This window comes from Bordetella tumulicola, assembly GCF_965138755.1.
Taxonomy (GTDB): Bacteria; Pseudomonadota; Gammaproteobacteria; order Burkholderiales; family Burkholderiaceae_B; genus Bordetella_A; species Bordetella_A tumulicola.
Window position 1 is genome coordinate 270,828 of record NZ_CBCSFP010000001.1, and the last position, 18,969, is coordinate 289,796.

The 18,969-nt window shown below is 61.1% G+C and carries 18 protein-coding genes; 3 read left to right on the forward strand and 15 right to left on the reverse strand.

The features are described from left to right. Positions 1 to 37: 37 nt before the first annotated feature. The 8 genes from rseP to rpsB form a co-directional block, all read right to left on the reverse strand. Complete coding sequence (gene rseP / locus ACNAZS_RS01305; protein ID WP_415785370.1) at positions 38 to 1,369, reverse strand: RIP metalloprotease RseP; 1,332 nt, start codon at positions 1,367 to 1,369, stop codon at positions 38 to 40. Between the two features lie 24 nt (positions 1,370 to 1,393). Next, positions 1,394 to 2,593 (reverse strand): 1-deoxy-D-xylulose-5-phosphate reductoisomerase, encoded by a 1,200-nt coding sequence (locus ACNAZS_RS01310; protein ID WP_415785372.1) that lies wholly within the window; start codon positions 2,591 to 2,593, stop codon positions 1,394 to 1,396. After that, positions 2,590 to 3,447, reverse strand: coding sequence for a phosphatidate cytidylyltransferase (locus tag ACNAZS_RS01315; protein ID WP_415785374.1), 858 nt, complete (start codon positions 3,445 to 3,447; stop codon positions 2,590 to 2,592). Before ACNAZS_RS01315 ends, ACNAZS_RS01310 begins: the two co-directional genes overlap by 4 nt. Positions 3,448 to 3,465: 18 nt before the next feature. Further along, positions 3,466 to 4,230, reverse strand: a complete 765-nt coding sequence (uppS, locus tag ACNAZS_RS01320; protein WP_415785376.1) for a polyprenyl diphosphate synthase — start codon at positions 4,228 to 4,230, stop codon at positions 3,466 to 3,468. A 157-nt stretch (positions 4,231 to 4,387) separates the two neighbouring features. Beyond that, the gene (gene frr / locus ACNAZS_RS01325; RefSeq protein ID WP_415785378.1) at positions 4,388 to 4,948 is read right to left on the reverse strand and encodes a ribosome recycling factor; all 561 of its coding nucleotides are present in this window, start codon (positions 4,946 to 4,948) and stop codon (positions 4,388 to 4,390) included. A gap of 14 nt (positions 4,949 to 4,962) precedes the next feature. Beyond that, positions 4,963 to 5,679, reverse strand: a complete 717-nt coding sequence (pyrH, locus tag ACNAZS_RS01330; protein ID WP_415785380.1) for a UMP kinase — start codon at positions 5,677 to 5,679, stop codon at positions 4,963 to 4,965. Between the two features lie 95 nt (positions 5,680 to 5,774). Next, on the reverse strand, positions 5,775 to 6,650 hold the full coding sequence (gene tsf, locus ACNAZS_RS01335) for a translation elongation factor Ts (RefSeq protein ID WP_415785382.1): 876 nt from the start codon (positions 6,648 to 6,650) through the stop codon (positions 5,775 to 5,777). 164 nt (positions 6,651 to 6,814) lie between these two features. Beyond that, entirely contained in the window at positions 6,815 to 7,564 is a 750-nt protein-coding gene (gene rpsB, locus ACNAZS_RS01340; protein WP_415785384.1) for a 30S ribosomal protein S2, read from the reverse strand. A gap of 423 nt (positions 7,565 to 7,987) precedes the next feature. On the opposite strand from rpsB, the gene map reads away from it, so the two are divergent. The 3 genes from map to ACNAZS_RS01355 are packed head-to-tail and all read left to right on the forward strand — an operon-like array spanning position 7,988 to position 11,588. After that, positions 7,988 to 8,809, forward strand: a complete 822-nt coding sequence (gene map / locus ACNAZS_RS01345) for a type I methionyl aminopeptidase (RefSeq protein WP_415785386.1) — start codon at positions 7,988 to 7,990, stop codon at positions 8,807 to 8,809. 21 nt (positions 8,810 to 8,830) lie between these two features. Further along, positions 8,831 to 8,956 carry a hypothetical protein gene (locus ACNAZS_RS01350; protein WP_415785388.1) on the forward strand — a complete coding sequence of 42 codons (126 nt, stop codon included), beginning with the start codon at positions 8,831 to 8,833 and terminating at the stop codon, positions 8,954 to 8,956. 19 nt (positions 8,957 to 8,975) lie between these two features. Beyond that, positions 8,976 to 11,588, forward strand: coding sequence for a [protein-PII] uridylyltransferase (locus ACNAZS_RS01355; protein ID WP_415785390.1), 2,613 nt, complete (start codon positions 8,976 to 8,978; stop codon positions 11,586 to 11,588). Between the two features lie 117 nt (positions 11,589 to 11,705). Here the strand turns inward: ACNAZS_RS01355 and ACNAZS_RS01360 are convergent, their stop codons facing one another. The 7 genes from ACNAZS_RS01360 to ACNAZS_RS01390 all read right to left on the reverse strand — a co-directional run bounded on the left by ACNAZS_RS01360 (position 11,706) and on the right by ACNAZS_RS01390 (position 18,949). Continuing rightward, on the reverse strand, positions 11,706 to 12,500 hold the full coding sequence (locus ACNAZS_RS01360) for a putative hydro-lyase (protein ID WP_415785392.1): 795 nt from the start codon (positions 12,498 to 12,500) through the stop codon (positions 11,706 to 11,708). Between the two features lie 25 nt (positions 12,501 to 12,525). After that, positions 12,526 to 13,884 carry an amidase gene (locus tag ACNAZS_RS01365; RefSeq protein ID WP_415785394.1) on the reverse strand — a complete coding sequence of 453 codons (1,359 nt, stop codon included), beginning with the start codon at positions 13,882 to 13,884 and terminating at the stop codon, positions 12,526 to 12,528. 63 nt (positions 13,885 to 13,947) lie between these two features. Then, positions 13,948 to 14,634, reverse strand: coding sequence for a DUF2848 domain-containing protein (locus ACNAZS_RS01370; RefSeq protein WP_415785396.1), 687 nt, complete (start codon positions 14,632 to 14,634; stop codon positions 13,948 to 13,950). A gap of 34 nt (positions 14,635 to 14,668) precedes the next feature. Further along, positions 14,669 to 15,952, reverse strand: a complete 1,284-nt coding sequence (locus ACNAZS_RS01375; RefSeq protein ID WP_415785398.1) for a TRAP transporter large permease — start codon at positions 15,950 to 15,952, stop codon at positions 14,669 to 14,671. Then, complete coding sequence (locus tag ACNAZS_RS01380) at positions 15,949 to 16,569, reverse strand: TRAP transporter small permease subunit (RefSeq protein ID WP_415785400.1); 621 nt, start codon at positions 16,567 to 16,569, stop codon at positions 15,949 to 15,951. The genes ACNAZS_RS01375 and ACNAZS_RS01380 overlap by 4 nt, the downstream gene beginning before the upstream one ends. A 102-nt stretch (positions 16,570 to 16,671) precedes the next feature. Continuing rightward, complete coding sequence (locus tag ACNAZS_RS01385; RefSeq protein ID WP_415785402.1) at positions 16,672 to 17,718, reverse strand: TRAP transporter substrate-binding protein; 1,047 nt, start codon at positions 17,716 to 17,718, stop codon at positions 16,672 to 16,674. A 328-nt stretch (positions 17,719 to 18,046) separates the two neighbouring features. Continuing rightward, positions 18,047 to 18,949, reverse strand: a complete 903-nt coding sequence (locus ACNAZS_RS01390) for a LysR family transcriptional regulator (protein ID WP_415785404.1) — start codon at positions 18,947 to 18,949, stop codon at positions 18,047 to 18,049. Between the last annotated feature and the right edge of the window lie 20 nt (positions 18,950 to 18,969).

Genomic DNA, 18,969 nt, shown 5'->3' on the forward strand with positions numbered 1-18,969 from the left:
TCGAGCAAACGGCGACAGATTTTATTCCATTGCCTGTTCAGGTGAACAGGCGAGCGAAATCGTTAAATAAAGCCAAGCACATCAGCCCGGCCAGTAAACCGATACCCGCACGCTGTCCAATATCTATCCAGCGATCAGGCGGCGGACTACCTCTTACAATTTCGACGAAATAGTACAGCAGATGACCGCCGTCCAGCATGGGGATCGGCAACAAATTCAATACACCCAGGCTGATACTGATCAGCGCCAGGTATGCAATATACGCGGCCAGGCCAATGCGAGCAGTCTGGCCTGCATAGTCGGCGATGGTGACCGGGCCACTGATATTGCGCCATGAAACCTCGCCTATCACCATACGTCCCAGCATACGCAACGACAGCCAGGCCGTGTCCCAGGTACGTACCGTGGCGTGGCCGATACTTGCAAACAGACCGTAACGTACCGTCACCATCGGAATGTCGCCGCCCAACTGCACGCCGATGCGTCCGATGGTCTTGCCCTCGACCGTTTCGGCACGCGGCATGATCGTCACCGACAGTTGGTCTCCATCACGCTGTAACGTCAGCGGCAAGGATTGGCCGGCGTGCTGCTGAATGATTTGCACCAGTTGGGCGGTATCGGGCTCGGCGACATCACCGACACGGATAATACGGTCACCATCGCGCAATCCCGCGCGCTCGCCCTCACCGCCCGCCACCAGACCGCGCACGATAGGTTTGGGTTGCGCCAGCCGCAGTCCCGCGTCGGCCAGCGGATCGCCCTGCTCCGGATCCATGCTGCTGCCGGGTACCTGCAGTGTGCGTTGCTGCGTCGCACCATCGACCGTACGCACCTCGACATGAGCCTCGCCTCCCGTCGACAAGACCTCGATCAAGTGCCAGCGCGCATCGTTCCAGGAAGTGACCGCATTGCCATCAATAGCGAGGATCTGATCGCCCTTTTGAAAACCCGCTTGGGCGGCCGGTGTGCTGGCGGCTGGCGGCCCGATCAGGGGTGCGGGCTCTTCCGTGCCGGCGAGATTGAGGCCGGTATAGAGGAAAATCGCCAGGGCCAAATTAAATAACGGCCCTGCCGCCACAATGGCGATGCGACGACTCACGGGCTGGGTATTGAATGATTGCGCCGCCTCGGCGCGCGATGCGCCCGCTGGCGGATCGTCCTGCATTTTGACGTAGCCGCCCAGCGGAATCGCCGACACTGCCCATTCGGTGCCGTGCTTGTCCGTGCGGCGCAGCAGTACGCGGCCAAATCCGACCGAAAATCGCAGCACACGTACCCCGCACAAGCGAGCCACCCAATAGTGGCCCAACTCGTGAAACGTAATGAGGATGCCCAGGGCAACGATGAAGGCGAGCAGGGTAAAAAGCATGTGTCAGTATTTGAGGGCCGAGAGTCAGGCCAGGCCGAGATTGCCCGCGAAAGCACGCGTCTCGGCGTCGAGCGCCAAAACGTCGGCCAGGCTGTTGAGCGTAACAGAAGACTGACGCTGTTGCCATTCCAGCGCCGCCGTAATGACCTTTGGAATCCAGGTATAACGCAGGCGCCCCGAGAGAAACGCCTCAACGGCGACCTCGTTAGCCGCATTTAGCGCGATACAGGCCCCCTGCCCGCTGCGCAGCGCGGCAAAAGCCAGTCCCAGGCACGGAAAACGCTCGAGATCGGGTGTTTCGAAGTCCAGCCGCCCGCAACGCGCCAGGTCGAGTGGCCCGACACCGCTGGCCAGACGGTCCGGAAAGCCCAAACCGTACGCAATCGGCGTGCGCATATCGGGTTGCCCCAGTTGCGCCAGCACCGAGCCGTCATCGTATTCCACCATCGAGTGCACCACGCTTTGCGGATGGATCAAGACCTCGATGCGATCCGCGGGCATCGCAAACAGCCAATGCGCCTCGATGACCTCCAATCCCTTGTTCAGCATGCTGGCCGAATCGACCGAGATCTTGCGACCCATGCTCCAGTTGGGATGCGCGCACGCCTGGTCCGGCGTGACATCGTGCAAATCCTGGGGGTCGAGGCGACGAAAGGGCCCCCCCGACGCGGTCAGCAACAAGCGCCGCACGCCCTTCGCGGGCTCGGTCGGCGCACCGGCACGCGTGCCTTGGGGGAGGCATTGGAAAATCGCATTGTGCTCGCTGTCGATGGGCAACAGCTCGGCGCCATGGTCGCGCACGGCCTGCATAAATAGTCCACCGGCAGCTACCAAGGCCTCTTTGTTGGCCAGCAACACGCGCTTGCCCGACTGCGCCGCCGCCAGGGCAGCCGGCAGCCCCGCAGCCCCGACGATCGCGGCCATCACCGTATCGCACCCCGCATCCGCGGCCGTATCGGCTAGCGCCTGGGCGCCGACCCGAATCTCGGGCGCGGTGCGTCCGGCCGGCCAGACCGCCTGGAAACGTGCCCGCGCCGCCTCATCGGGCACGACCACAACGGCGGCCCGGCAGGCGGCGGCCTGCTCGGCCAAGCGTTCGATCCGGCTATGCGCGGACAGCGCATAGACGGCCAACTGATCAGGGTGACGGGCAATCACATCCAGGGTGCTCTCACCGATAGATCCCGTAGCGCCCAAAATGGCGACGCGTTGAAAACGGCTCAAGACAACACTCCCGACAACAACAAAGCAAACGGCGCCACGGGCAGGATAGCGTCAAGACGATCATAGACCCCGCCGTGCCCTGGCAATAGCGCACTGGAATCCTTGCGGCCGGCGCGACGCTTGAGCAAGGATTCAAACAAATCACCCACAATCGATATGGCGCCCAACAGGGCTGCGGCGGGCAAGGCCAGCGTGATGCCCAGGCGTTCAATCAGTGCCTGGCCAAAACTGCCGTCCCAGAAGCTGGATGCCCAGACCCACAGCACCACCGCGACAATACCCGCCACCGCGCCCTCGATGGTCTTGCCCGGGCTGACCCTGGGAGCGAGTTTATGTTTGCCAAATGCCCGCCCCGCGAAATAGGCGGCAATATCGGCCACCCAGACCAGCGCCAGCAACGAAATGACAAACCACGCGCCCCGTACCATGAACGTCAACGACAGCACCGACCAGGCCGCGAAAATGGCAGGCACGCTGAACAGAGACCACACCAGACTGGCCGGTGGCGCATCGGCGCGCCCGCGCACCACTGCCGCGGTCACGCCCAGCAACCATATCAATGCGACGGCAGGCACGAGGAACTGCAGTACCACGGCAGCCAAATCCATGCCTGCCGGCTGGCCAACCAGCCAGGCCCATCCGGCCCACAACATTACGGCCAGCAACATCGCCGCCACTCCGACACACAGCACGCGTGCCGGCGGCTGCGCAACCGTCAGCCTGAGCCATTCCCAGCAGGTGCAGGCCGCACCCACCGCCAGCAAGGCCACAAACCACCAGGGATTGTGTAACGCCAGCGTCGCGGCCAGGACAGCCAGCAGCACGATCGCGGTAAGAACTCGTTGACCGAGCATGAAAAATCTCCGGTGACCTTAGCCTGTCGTGCTTTCGCGCAACTGAGCGCTCGTACGACCAAAACGGCGCTCGCGGTTCCGATACCACTCAAAAGCGGCGTCAAGCTCATCGGCACCAAAATCAGGCCAGTACTGGTCGGTGAAATACAGTTCGGTATAGGCCAACTGCCAGATCAGAAAGTTGGAAATACGTTGTTCGCCACCCGTACGAATGAACAAATCCGGCTCCGGTGCCCAGGCCATCGACAAATGGCTGCTGAGGTGGCTCTCGTTGATTTGCCGCGGGTCGCGGGCCAGTTCAGGATGCTGGCTGAGCATGGCGCGCGTGGCCTGCAGCACATCCCAACGGCCCCCGTAGTTGGCCGCGACCGTCAGATGCAGTCTGTCGTTATGGGCGGTACGCGCTTGCGCGTCGACAATCAGGGACTGCAGACGCGCCTCGAAAGGCGACAAATCGCCCACAACGTGCAGCCGAACGCCCTGCTCATTGAGTTTGTCGACCTCGCGCTCCAGCGCCTGCACAAACAAGCGCATCAACAGCGAAACCTCTTCGGCGGGGCGGCGCCAATTTTCGGAGCTGAAGGCAAACAGCGTCAGGTATCGCACCCCGCGTCGTCCACACGCCTCGACCACGCGCCGCACGGCCTGTACGCCTTTTGCGTGCCCAGCTTTGCGTGGCAAGTGTCGGCGCGTCGCCCAACGACCATTGCCATCCATGATGATGGCGACGTGTTGAGGAACTGCCTGCGCGGCGGGAATCGCCTGGGTAGAGCTGATGGCCATGAAGGGGAAGTATCCGGCCGAAAAGGCCCGGTGAAAAGCTGAAATTGAAAAACGAAAGATCAAAAAAACTCGCGCCGCCCCACCAATACCGTGGCGGCGAGGCAGCTACGGTACGGCGCAAGCGGCGCGCGAGCGAGCGGACAATACCTGACCTTGATTATACGGTCATGATCTCCGCTTCTTTCTGGGTGACCAGCTTGTCGATCTCGGTGACGTGACGATCGGTGAGCTTTTGTATGTCATCCTGGGCACGACGCTCGTCATCTTCGGAGATATCCTTGTCTTTGACGAGCTTCTTGAGCGATTCGTTGGCCTCGCGACGCAAGTTGCGCACGGCAACCTTGGCGTCCTCGCCCTCGCTTTTGACGACCTTGGTCAGGTCGCGGCGGCGCTCTTCGGTCAGGGCCGGCATGGGCACGCGAATGGTGTCACCCATCGACATCGGGTTCAGACCCAGGTCGGAGTCGCGAATCGCCTTTTCGATCACCGATGCCATCGGCTTTTCGTAAGGCTGCACACTGATCGTGCGCGCATCGACCAAGTTCACGTTGGCGACTTGGCCCACGGGCACGGGCGAACCGTAATAGTCGACCAGGACGTGATCCAGAATGCCGGTATGGGCACGCCCGGTGCGGATTTTGGACAAGCTGACTTTCAGCGCATCCAGCGACTTGATCATGCGTGATTCAGTCGATTTGCGGACTTCTGCGACGCTCATGAAATTTCCTTTGCTTAAACGTGTACCAAAGTGCCTTCGTCTTCGCCACTGACTACGCGTTTGAGCGCGCCGGACTTATTGATCGAAAACACCTTCAGGGGCAGCTTTTGGTCGCGGCAAAGCGCAAACGCCGTCGCATCCATGACTTCGAGGCGACGCACGATGGCCTCGTCGAAGCTAATGCGACTGTAGCGCGTTGCCGTGGGGTCTTTGTTGGGATCGGCACTGTAGATCCCGTCGACCTTGGTGGCCTTGAGCACGATTTCGGCGCCGATTTCGGCGCCGCGCAACGCGGCTGCCGTATCGGTCGTAAAGAACGGGTTACCCGTACCGGCCGCGAAAATGACGACCTTGCCCTCTTCGAGGTAGCGCAACGCCTTGGGACGGATATAGGGCTCGACCACCTGGTCGATATTCAGGGCAGACTGCACACGCGTGTCAACGCCTTTGTGCTTGAGCGCATCCTGCAGTGCCAGCGCGTTCATGATGGTTGCCATCATGCCCATGTAATCCGCTGTCGCGCGATCCATGCCCTGGGCGCCAGGGGCGACGCCACGGAAAATATTGCCACCGCCAATGACGATGGCCAGTTCGACGCCTAGCGCCGAGACTTCTGCAATTTCATCGGTCATGCGCACAATGGTGCCGCGATTGATGCCAAAAGCATCATCGCCCATCAGCGCTTCGCCGGAAAGTTTGAGAAGAACCCGTTTGTATGCTCTGCTGCTCATAGGTGATGTCCCAGGGAACGATCCGACGAAAGTGTAAGACAAGAAATAGGGCCGGACTAGATGTTTATCTAGCCGGCCCCTGATACTACGACAACTTAGGCGCGGCCAGCGGCGGCAGCCACTTCGGCGGCGAAGTCCTCGGACTTCTTCTCGATGCCTTCGCCGACGACGAACAGCACGAATTGGGTGATCGAGGCGCTCTTTTCTTTGAGCATCTGTTCAACCGACTGCTTGTCATTCTTCACGAAAGGCTGCGACAGCAGCGTGACTTCCTTGAGGAACTTTTGCACCGACCCTTCGACCATCTTGGTGACGATTTCGGCGGGCTTGCCCGACTCGGCGGCCTTTTGTTCGGCGACCGAACGCTCGGCAGCGATGTCTTCGGCGGACACGCCGTCGGCATTCAGGGCCTTGGGCTTGGTTGCAGCGATGTGCATGGCCAGGTCTTTGCCGACTTCGTCGGCGCCAGCGTACTCAACCAGCACGCCGATCTTGCCACCGTGCACGTAGCTGGCCAGGGCGTTCGGCGTCTCGATGCGCTGAAAGCGGCGTACAGAGATATTTTCGCCGATCTTGCCGATCAGTGCGGTGCGAGTGGTTTCGACCGTGCCCTCGCCCATCGGCAGCGCCGACAAGGCGGCCACATCTGCCGGATTTTGGGTGGTGACCTGTTCGGCCAGCGTATTCACGAAGCCGATGAAGTCTTCGTTCTTGGCCACAAAGTCGGTTTCGCAGTTGACTTCGATGACGGCGCCTTGCTTGGCGTCGGCCGAGATGAACAGGCCGATCAGGCCTTCGGCGGTCACGCGTGCAGCGGCCTTGCTGGCTTTGTTGCCCAGCTTGACGCGCAGGATTTCCTCGGCACGGGCCAGATCGCCTTCGGCTTCGGTCAGGGCTTTTTTGCACTCCATCATGGGCGCGTCGGTTTTCTCGCGCAGTTCCTTGACGAGGGCGGCGGTAATAACAGCCATGATTGCTCCAATTTCGCTAAGACGTGCCCCGGTCACACCGGGACACATAGATTGATTCGACTGGACGCCCGCTGTTGCACGGGCATGAGACGGGAGCCCGTCTCGGGACCCTGACCGGGGTTGTAACAGACCAGGCTGTCACAAACCACCGGTCAGATCAGGTATCAGGCCTGGTTGTCCTGCACTTCGACGAACTCTTCCGAACCTTCGCCGGCTTCTTCGACCGGACCGTTACGGTTTTGCTCGCGGCCTTCGAGGACGGCGTCAGCCATGCCCTTGACGTACAACGCGATGGCCTTGGCCGAGTCGTCGTTACCGGGGATGACATAGTCCACGCCGTCGGGCGAGTGGTTGGTATCAACCACGGCCACAACCGGGATACCCAGCGTGCGGGCTTCGGCGATGGCGATCTTGTGGTAGCCGACGTCGACCACGAACAGCGCGTCAGGCAGGCCGTTCATGTCTTTGATGCCGCCGATGGACTTGTTCAGCTTGTCCAGTTCGCGTTGGAACAGCAGGCCTTCTTTCTTGATCATGCGCTCGGCGCCGCCTTCGGCGACAACGACTTCCATGTCTTTCAGGCGCTTGACCGACGACTTGACCGTCTTGAAGTTGGTCAGCATGCCACCCAACCAGCGGGCGTCAACGAAAGGCATGCCGCAGCGGGCGGCTTCGACAGCGATCAGTTCACGGGCGGCGCGCTTGGTGCCGACGAACAGGACGTTGCCGCCACGAGCCGTCAATTGCTTCACGAACTTGGTGGCTTCCTGGTACTTGGCCACGGTTTGTTCGAGGTTGATAATGTGAATCTTGTTGCGATGGCCGAAGATATACGGGGCCATCTTGGGATTCCAGTAGCGGGTCTGGTGACCAAAGTGGACACCAGCTTCCAGCATTTCGCGCATAAGGGACATAATATTCTCCGAGGGTTGAGTCTTGCGTTACACCTGCACCGGCCTGTGCGTGACACGGCTGGCACCCTGGGTGGCATAACGCGCGATTTTTCGGCCGCCACCATTGGCCACCGAAATAAGTCTAGCCCTGAACCCGGCCGGCCGATCACCACAGCAAAACCACCACTGCAACGAACAAACCCAGACGACCGTAGCCGCGAAAGGCCTACAATGACACCACGGTAGGCCCCGCCGCCGGCAACGTTTGAGGGGTACCTAAGACTACCCCGCCGCTAGCGCCCCAGATACGTCCACAGACCAGATTTACTGATCCACGGACAACAACCTACGGGTACCAGCCTCAACATTGCCCCCGGTTTTCAGGCAAGCCTATAATTCTACTATCTTTCCACCTACTAACTCAAGCCAAGCTAAATCACCTACATGGGACTCGTTACCAACCCCGCCGATCTGGACAAAATGCGTGCCGCCTGCCAGGACGCCGCCAAAATCCTCGACTTCATTACTCCCCACGTCAAACCAGGTGTCACCACGGGTGAACTCGACCGTTTGTGTCTGGAGTACCTGACCGATGAACTCAAGGTAAAGTCGGCCACGGTCGGTTACGCGCCCCCCGGTTATCCGCCCTTTCCCGGCGCCATCTGTACCTCAGTCAATCACCAGATCTGCCACGGCGTCCCCGGCGACAAGGTCCTGAAAAACGGCGATTCGCTGAATATCGACGTCACCATCATCAAAGATGGCTGGTTCGGTGACACCAGCCGCATGTATCACGCCGGCGAACCGTCGATTCAGTCACGCCGCCTCGCGGAGGTCACATTCGAGTGCATGTGGAAAGGCATCCAGCAGGTGCGCAACGGCGCGACCCTGGGCGATGTCGGCCACGCTATTCAAAAGCACGCCGAGTCCAACGGCTATTCTGTGGTGCGTGAATACTGCGGCCATGGCGTGGGCCGCCGCTTTCACGAAGACCCACAGGTTCTCCACTACGGCAAGCCGGGCACGGGCGTTCCGCTGGTTACCGGCATGATCTTCACGATCGAGCCCATGATCAACGCCGGTCGACGCGAAATCCGCCAGCTTTCCGACGGCTGGACGGTGGTCACGCGTGACCACAGCCTGTCGGCTCAGTGGGAGCACGCCATCCTGGTCACCGATACTGGCTACGAGGTCCTGACGCTGTCGCCCGGTGTACGCCAACCGCCCGACTTTGTCGCCGAAAAACTGATTTTGCCGACTGCCTGATACCGGCCAGGCCCCTGACCGATGGTGTGGTCAGCCATCGACACGGGTCTGGCCGATTTTGCCGGCGACGTGATGCCGGTTTTGCAACGGCCCTTGCGGCCCGCCCTCTTGGCAGGCCGCATTACCGAGCTTTATTCTGAACGCTGACGCCGCCCCTTACGTAGCCATGAATACCGCCATCTCCAGGCTGTCCAAGCTGCGGGAGCAGCTCCAAACCGCTCGCCTTGCCGCGATTGCGCAATTCCGCAAGCACCGGCGCCCCGACACCGTTTTAGCCGAGCTGCGGCGACTGGTCGATCAGGCGCTGCGCGATCTCCTGAAGCTGCACCCGCTGCCCGCGGGCGCCACGTTGGCCGCCGTGGGCGGATATGGCCGCGGCGAGTTATATCCGCACTCCGACGTCGATCTGCTGATTCTGCTGCCCCAGGCGCCCTTGCCTGCGGACGCCGAGAAAATCGAAACACTCGTGGCTGCCCTGTGGGATCTGGGCCTCGAACCTGGCCATAGCGTACGCACTCTTGACGATTGCGTCCGGGAATCCCGGGCCGACATCACAGTCGAGACCTCGCTGCTCGAGTCCCGTTGGCTTGCTGGCAGCCGCTCGCTGATGAAGCAGTTCGAGGCGACCATCCAGCAGCAGCTCGATGCCCCCGCCTTTTTTCAGGCCAAGCGCGTTGAAATGCAGCAGCGCCACGCGCGCTACCAGGACACGCCGTACGCCTTAGAGCCCAATTGCAAAGAATCGCCGGGCGGCCTGCGCGACCTGCAAGTCATCTTGTGGATGGCCCGCGCCGCGGGCTTTGGCTGCAGTTGGCGCGAGGTCGCCCAGGCGGGCCTGCTAACCCCCTCCGAGGCCCGCGACCTGCGCCGTGCCGAACAAGCCTTCAAGCGCCTGCGCATCGAATTGCACTTAATGACAGGACGCCGCGAAGACCGCGTCTTGTTTGACCTGCAACCCGGCCTGGCCGAGGTCTATGGCATTCAGTCCACGGCCACGCGGCGCGGCAGCGAACTGCTGATGCAACGGTACTACTGGGCCGCGCGCCTGGTGACGCAACTTAACGCGATTCTGGTGCCCAGCATCGAAGAGCGTCTATATCCCAGTCCCGATACCGACGCACAAGAGATAGACGAAGATTTTCGCAATGTGCGCAACCGCCTGGATATCGTTCGCGACGATGGCTTTGAACGCAAGCCCACCCTGTTACTACGCGCCTTTTTAGTCATGCAGCAGCACACCGAACTGACCGGCATGTCGCCGCGCACACTGCGCGCCATCTGGCATTCGCGTGATCGCATCGACGCGCAGTTCCGGCGCAATCCGGTTCACCGCAAGCTGTTCCTGCAGATCCTGCAGCAGCCGCGCGGCATCGTGCATGAGCTACGTCGCATGACGATGCTCAATATTTTGCCCCGCTATTTACCGGTATTTCGCCGCATCGTCGGGCAAATGCAGCATGACCTGTTTCATGTTTACACGGTTGACCAGCATACGCTGGCCGTCGTGCGTAACATCCGCCGGTTTACCATGCCGGAACACGCTCAGGAGTATCCGTTCGCCAGCCAACTGATCGCCGATCTGGAACACCATTGGCTGCTGTATATCGCCGCGCTATTTCACGATATTGCCAAAGGCCGTGGCGGCGATCATTCCGAGCTGGGCGCCCGCGAGGTCCGCCGTTTTGCCCACGATCACGGCTTGGATCCCGAGGACGCGGAACTGGTCGAGTTCTTGGTGCGCCAGCACTTGCTGATGTCCGCCGTTGCACAAAAGCGCGATCTTTCCGATCCCAATGTTATCGCCGAGTTTGCAGCCACGGTCCGTGACGAGCGCCGCCTGACGGCGCTCTATTTGCTGACGGTTGCCGATATCCGCGGCACGAGCCCCAAGGTCTGGAATGCCTGGAAAGGCAAACTGCTCGAAGACCTCTATCGCTTAACGCTGGCGGCGCTGGGCGGCTCGCCCGCCGACACGAACACGGTGCTCAAGGAACGCAAGAACGAAGCGGCCCGCCTGACCCGTTTGGTGGGCCTGCGCGACGATGCGCGCGAGGCGTTCTGGAAGCAACTGGACGTGGCCTATTTCCTGCGCCACGATGCCTCGGATATCGCCTGGCATACACGCCATTTGTATTACCAGGTTGCCCCCGACACGCCGGTCGTCCGCGCACGCCCCACCGACCACGGCGAAGGCCTGCAAATCATGGTGTATCTGCGCGATGTCCCCGAACTGGTCGTTGCGATCTGCGCCTATTTCGATGCGAAGGCCCTCGGCATTCAGGACGCCCGCATTCATACCACGCGCCACGGTTGGGCCCTGGATAGCTTCATTGTGCTTTCCCCGGAGGGCAGCACGGATATGCGAGCCCAGGCGACGCTGGTGGAACACGAACTCACGCAACGCTTACGCCAGTTGCAAGACGGCACGATGGCTACCAGCCCAATTCACGGGGTTGCCCCGCGCCGCCGACAGTCACGCATTTCAAAGGTCTTCCCAGTCCTGCCACAAGCGGAATTACAGCCCGACGAACGCAGCCAATCGTGGCGTCTGTCGGTCACGGCGACGGATCGCCCTGGCTTGCTGCATGCGCTGGCTCGCGTCTTTTCGCAGCACAAGGTCGAGGTCAGCATGGCCAAGATCATGACACTGGGCGATCGCGTCGAAGACGTTTTCATCCTCACGGGCGCGACTTTGGAACGCCCACGCAGCCAAATGCAATTCGAACGTGCGGTATTGGATGCGCTCGCGGGAGAGGTGTTGGAAAAGCGGGTGGCTTAGGTTTCTTGTGGGCGGTGCGGGGTTCTTTTAACGCCTTCGTCCGGTGTGCGTAGGCGCGGCTGGCCATATCGCACCGGCTCGGCGACATCAAAAGAAAACCCACCCGCAACGCAAGACCTACAACACCGCCATCCGACTATTCAGCAAATCCGTCACCAACATATGCCCTGGCGCATGCGTGATGCAAAACGCCGGTTGTACTGCTGCCACAACGGATTGCGGCGTCACGCCGCAGGCCCAGAAAACAGGGACTTCTCCGGGTCGAATCTCGACCGCATCGCCGTAATCCGGACGATTGATATCAGCAATACCGATCTCTGCCGGATCACCGAAATGAACCGGTGCGCCGTGTACCGATGGAAAGCGTGACGTCACCTGGATCGCCCGGATCGCATCGGCGGCTTTCAATGGGCGCATCGACACCACCAACGGGCCGTGAAAAAGTCCCGCCGGCTGCGTTGGGATCGATGTTCGGTACATCGGGACATTGCACCCCTGCTCGATGTGGCGTACCGGTAGACCGTTATCCAGCATCGCTTCCTCGAACGAAAACGAGCAGCCAATCAAAAAAGAAACCAGATCATCGCGCCAGACGTCTTTCACATCCGCTGGCTCTGATGCCAACTCGCCGTTGTGCCATACCCGATAGCGCGGGATATCGCTGCGGATATCAATGTCGTGGCCCAGGTCTGGCAGCGCCGGATCACCGGGCTCTGACATCGCCAGTAGCGGGCACGGTTTGGGATTGCGTTGGCAAAAGCGCAGAAAATCCGCCGCCAGGTCCGCCGGCAAAATTGCCAGATTGGCCTGGACATAGCCCGGGGCGATATTGGCCGTCGGGCCGATAAGGACGCCCGTGCGTGCATCCAAACGGGCTTGATACGCAGGGTTGGTAGCTGCGGCTTGTGTCATCGTGGTCTCCGGTGCTGTCGTTGCGTTATGCCTGCAACAGGTCTTCCACCGCCATCCCGATCGACAGGATGCGCGAATCCGTGCCGTTGGCGCCCGCGATCATCAGGCCGACTGGTGCTGTGCCTGCCGTGTGGCAAGGGACAGACACGGCGCAACCATCCAGGAAGTTAATCAGTGTCGGGTTGCGCAAGATCAAACCGTTCGTCGCGTAATACACGGCGTCATCGGCTGAGACCTCGGCAACGGTGGGGGCCGTGACGGGCACCGTGGGCAGGATCAGGGCGTCGTAGCCGGCGATGCGGTGATCGACGGCGGCGACCCAGGCTTCGCGGGCATCGAGCAGGTCCAGATAATCAGCGGCGGACATCTCCGCGCCTCGACGAATGCGCGAGACGACACGCGGATCGTAGCGGTCGCCGGCGCGTGCGATCAGGTCTCGGTGCCAGGCCCAGGCTTCAGCGGCCGTGAAGCCGCCCGTTTTGTTGATGGCCGCCAGTTGAGCGAACTCGGGAACGTCGATTTCATCGACTTGGGCGCCTGCGGCAGAGAGTTCGCTGATCGCGGCGGCAAAGGTCGCCGCCACGTGTTCGTCCATGCCGTCCAACGCCAACGTCGTCGGCACAGCCAGCCGCAAGCCACGCAAGGGAGCGGCTTGCCAGACCGGCGATGCGCGGGTGATGTCGTCGCCGGCCAAAATCGCGTCCAGCGTGGCGCAGCAGCGCACGCTGGGCGCAAGCGGGCCGATGGAATCCAGGTTGGCGGACAAGGGCAGCACGCCCGCCATCGACACACGCCAGGCGCTGGGTTTGAAGCCGGCAATACCGCACAGGGCGGCGGGAATGCGCACCGAGCCGCCGGTATCCGAACCGATAGCACCCAGGGCCATGCGGTCGGTCACCGACACGCCGGCGCCGGATGAGGAGCCACCGGGGATGCGGCCGCTGGCCCGGTCCCAGGGGTTCAGGGGGGTGCCGTAATGGGGGTTGACGCCCAGGCCCGAGTACGCGAACTCGACCATGTTGGTACGACCGACGATGACCGCACCGGCGGCCAGCAGGCGTTGCACGACCACGGCGTGGTCGTCGGCGACGGGCGCGCCCTCCAGGGCGACCGAGCCAGCCAGCGTCGTCTCACCAGCGACATCGAACAGATCTTTGATGGAAATCGGCAGGCCGTCGATGGGCGAACGCGACAGACCGGCGGCACGCAGCGTGTCGGAGGCTTGCGCAGCGGCGCGAGCCCGCTCGGCATAGACCTTGGTAAACACACGGGCGCCCTCGCCTGCCGGATCGGTCGCGCGTGCCAGCGCGTCCTCGGTTAACGCAACGGCGCTCAGGCGCCCTTCTTGTAAGGCGACGGCGGTGTCATGCAAAGTGGAAAGCATAAATTCCTCGTGCCGCCTCGGCGGCGTAACTATCGTTTATTGCCCGGTGACGACCGGATGCCCTCAGGCGATTTCCGGCAGAACGTCGACCTCATAGCGATGTTTCAACGAGCGCTGACGGCGCGGGTCAAAGAGTTCCATGATGAATGTCGTCGAGGCACGGATGCCGCCGATGGCCCCTACGGTGCCGCAGGTCATGCCGGTGCCGTCGGGCAAGGCTTTACCGTCAGTGTAGCCAGCAATCAGGTCCTGTGGCGTGCGCAGCGAATCGAGTGTTCCTTCTTGATACAGGACCTCAGCGCCGCCCTCGACGATATAGGAGCGGATCACGAGCTCGTCCCAGTACGCGGCGACATCGTCCATGCGCCAGGCGGTGGTGCCGACGGGCTTGGCGCACACTTGCTTGGACAAGGCCACGCTATGAGACTCAAGCTTGCGGTCGGTGTGGTCAGACGCGATGCTGACGTAGAGCTCGCCTTCAACGGCAAAGACGAAAGTCTCGATCTCGCCGGACGAGGCATCGCCGACGGCCTGGATACACGCGGCCTGCGTCAGTTGATTATCGGCGATGCGGTAGTACAACGGCACACTGCTGGGGCGCGGCACGCCAATGGCGGCAAGCTCTTCGATGTGATGTTCGATGGCCGCGCGATCACGGCCGGCCCACCCTGCCACGACCAGCGTGCGAATGTCGGTTTCAAGGGTGCGCGAGGCACCGTCTGCGGACTCGATTTGGAATACGGCTTTCATGAAAATTCCTGCCTAAGTCTAAATAATTGAAATATCAACCAAACACGCGCGGTAGCCACAAGGCTAGATCAGGGATCAAGGCCAACAGCAACAGCATGACAAACATCGCCAGAACGAATGGCAGGCTGCCGACGATGACGGCACCCATGTCGCCGCTCTTGCGCAGGCTTTGCACAACAAACAGGTTCAGGCCAACGGGCGGCGTAATCAGGGCGGCTTCGACGAGCACGATGATGACGATGCCGAGCCAGATCGGGTCGTAACCCAATGCGATCATGATGGGGGCCACGATGGGGATCGTGGTGATCATCATGGACAGCGTTTCCATGAAGCAGCCCAGCACCAGGTAGAACAACACCAGGATCAGCAGCATCCAGCCGGGCGACAGGCCCAGGCCCGTGATCGATTGTGTCAACGCATCGGTCAAGCCGGTCGCGGCCATGACAAAGTTCAAAAAGCTGGCGGCGATCACGATCAACATGATCATGGCGGTCGAGCGCATCGTGCCTTCGATGGCGTCGCGCAGCATGACCCAGTTCAAACGGCCAAAGCACGCGGCCAGAATCAGGGCACCCAACACGCCCAGCGCGGCGGCCTCGGTCGGCGTGGCCAATCCGGCGTAGATGGAGCCCACTACCAAGAAGAAGATTCCCATCGGTGGCGCCAGGTGCACCAGGCTGGCCAATCGCTGTCTCCAGGTGGCCTGGATCTTATGGCCGCCCCACTGCGGCTTGAGAATGCAGGCGACGATCACGGTCAGCATGAACAGGGCCGCCAGACCGAACCCTGGCAAAATCCCGGCCAAATACAGCTTGGGCACCGACGAATTGGTCAGTACGCCGTAGATCACCAGATTGATCGATGGCGGAATCAGAATCCCCAATGTCCCGCCGGCAGCCAGGCTACCTAGAAACAGCGGCTCGTTGTAGCCATATTTTTTAATCTGCGGGAGCGCGACCGTGCCGACGGTGGCGGCCGTTGCCACGCTGGACCCCGACGTAGCGGAAAACAGCGTTGATGCACCAATGTTGGCGTGCATCAAGCCGCCCGGCAGCCACGATAACCACAGGCTCATCGCGCTGTACATCTTTTCCGCAAAGCCGGAACGCAGCAGTATCTCGCCCAGCATGATGAACAGCGGGATCGCCACCAACAGAAACTCGTTATTCGTGCTCCACGATACTTCACCCAGGGCGCGGGTCAGCGGCAACATGGAATACAACGGGTCCAGGATCAGCCCCAGCACCCCCAAGGCGGCGCCAACGGGAATCGAGATCCCGATCAACACCAACAATAAAATCAGAGCGGTCGCGATCATGCTGCGTCTCCCTTGACCATGCGTTCGCCGGCGATGGCTTCTTCTTCGGCCTCTTCCTGCGTGGAACGCACGCCGCAAATTTCTTTGACCAATTCCAGATCACCGGTGACCAGCGCCAGCGAGGCGCGCACCAGCATCAATGCCACCGTAATGCACATCCACGCCAGTCCCAGCAACCACAGGCCCTGGGGAATCCACAAGGGGGTGGCCAGCGGTGTATTGGCGGTCGAATTGCTCCCCCACGAGGTCTGCACCATCTCCATGGCGAAGTACGTCAGATAGACCATGAAGATGCCTAGGGCCACGAGTGCGATCCAGTCCATCACGGCCGACACGCGCACCGGGAAATACTGATACAGCACGTCCACGCGCACGTTGGCGCGCTGCAGGGTCGCAAACGCCAGGGCCCACGCGGTGCTGATGGCAAAGGCATAGCTGGACAGTTCATCCGCGCCGCCGGTGGTGAATCCCAAGAACTTGCGCGCCAGCACGTCGAACGAGATCAGCAGCACGCTGGCCAAGGTCAGCGCGCCACCCACCCAGACGGCGATGCGCGAAAAGGTCTCTGCGCAGCGCAAGAGCTTGCCCAGTACCCGGAAATTTTCAGATGGAGTCATGACGACTGCCCCCATAGCCGCGCACCGCGGTGCGCCTGGAGTCACTCCAGGCGTGCGGTACGGGCGGTTAATGCTGGAAAAATGCGATGACGAGAGTGCGGCTTACTTTTTGGCGACCAGACCGAGTTCTTTGCCGATGGTCGCGTTGAAATCCTGCACGCATTGTGCCGAACAACGTTCCGCCCACTTCGGCAGCACGGCATCATTCAAGACCTTCTTGAGCAATTCGCGATCGGCTGCGGTGGGCTCAACCAGTACCATCTTGCCTTTGACGGGATACGGGCATGCGGCGGCGCCGGTGTTGCAGTCATAGCCTTCTTGCGTCTGACGGGCGGCGGCGTCCCAGATATCGTCGACTAGCTTGTCGATGTTGGTTTGCAGGAACGTTTGCACCTTGGGATCCAGCTTGTCCCAGGCCTTTTGGTTCACGGCGTGAATCTGTTGGTTCCAGTTGATCGGCAAGGCATACAGGTGGGTAGACACCTCGTACCATTTGGCCGAATAACCCGACAGCGAACCGGTGATCGCGCAGTCCACGACCTTGTTTTGCAGGGCCGGCACGACTTCGCCAAACGCCATGGTTACGCTGGAGCCACCGAGGGCCTGCACGAATTCTGCCGTGGTGCGGCTGCTCGTGCGAACTTTCTTGCCCTTGACGTCCGCCAGGCTCTTGATGTCGGCGTTGCAGAACAAGACTTGGGCGGGATAGGTCGAGATACCCAGCAGCTTGACGTTGGCGCCCTCGCCGTAGAGCTTGGCATATACCGGCTCAAAGGCATTAGTCACGGCGCGCGCGGTCTTGACGTCAGGCGCCAGACCCGCTAGATCGATGGCTTCGTTGATGGGGTTGTCGCTGGCAAAGTAAGCGAGGGTGGCGGTGCCGAACTCGATGACGCCTTGCGACATCAAACGCAGCAGCTCGGGGCCTTTGAGGCCCATTTCGTTAAAGCCCTTGATATCCGCCGTGACCTGGCCCTTGGAGAGTTCAGGGATGGTTTTGGTCCAGAACGGTTTTTCGTAATCGTTATACGCCGTCAGGTTGCTCAAGCCGCCGACCACTTTTAAATGGGTCTTGGGCAAATCTTGAGCCAGTGCAGCAGTCGCCAGCAGTGACGCAGCGATAGCGACAGTGATCAATGGCTTCTTCATGAGAACTTTCTCCTTGCACGCGGGATTCGATACGCGTCTGGCCCCGTTACCGCATGACGCGCTGCCATCGGCAAAACGATTGCCACAGACAGTCTGTATGCAACCTTGCCAGGCGACCATTGCACCGGTCGGTGGTATTTGCTGTCCAATCGTATGTTGCGATGCCGAGGTATAAATATTATTTATATCTTTATTTCTCTAGGTAGTAAAAATGACGAAACCCCAACAAGGACGTGGGTTTACAGGCGATGAGGGCGCGCCGCAATGCACGTCTGTCCGCGGGCTTTTGAGTGCCTGCTATAGGGAAAGCCCTAGGCGCGGCCCTGCTCTATTTTTTCTGTAACTGCCCGCGTGCCGCCTGCTGGGCCAACATGGCAATGGTGCGGGCAATGTGGCTGTCGGGCCCCTGCACCCAGGTCGCGGTAAAGGCGAGGTCGGGCAGTGAATCCGTCTGTTGCACGTCGAGCAGACGCAATTCGCCGCTGGCAAGTTCTTTATCCAGGAACACGGGCGCGATGACGGCCGTGCCGATGCAATCCTGCGTCATACGCACGACCATGGACAATGAGGCGCTGCCATACATGCGCGGCTCTTGCACGCCCGCGCGTGTCAGCATGTCGCGCACCATTTGATAGGGACGGCTGCTGGAAGGATAGGTAATCACCGGCAGCTTGCCCAGACGCTCTAGCGTCAGGGGCTGCGGCCCCAATGCCAGCCGAGGGCTGGCGACCCAAGCCAGCGGATAGGCGCACAGCGGCAGGTTTTCAAAACGAGGTTCGAGCACGGGGCCCATCAAAAAAGCCAGATCAATCTGACGCGACGTGAGGTGGCTGCGCATCACCTGGCTCGTTTCCACCTCGATCTGCAGCACCAGCGCGGGATAGGCCGCGTGCAGATACTCGATGAGCACCGGCAACCAGGTCTGCACGATCGTTTCGGCCACGCCCAGGCGGAACGGCCCGCGCATCACGTTTTCCGCGCGCGCTGCCTGGAGCATGTCGCGGCGCAGTTGCAGCATGCGCTCGGCATGCGACAAGAGCTCGTGGCCCTTGGCCGTCAGGGTCACCCCCCGCGCATCCCGCTCGAACAGGCGCACGTCCAGGTCGCGCTCCAGCGAGGCGATGCGCTGCGAGATCGCCGGTTGCGTGGTGTTGAGTTTTTCCGCGGCCGCACGAAAGCTGCCCAGCGTCGATACCCAAAAGAAAGTTTCGATATTCCGTAGATCGATCATGCGCGTTCCTGTTCGGGGAT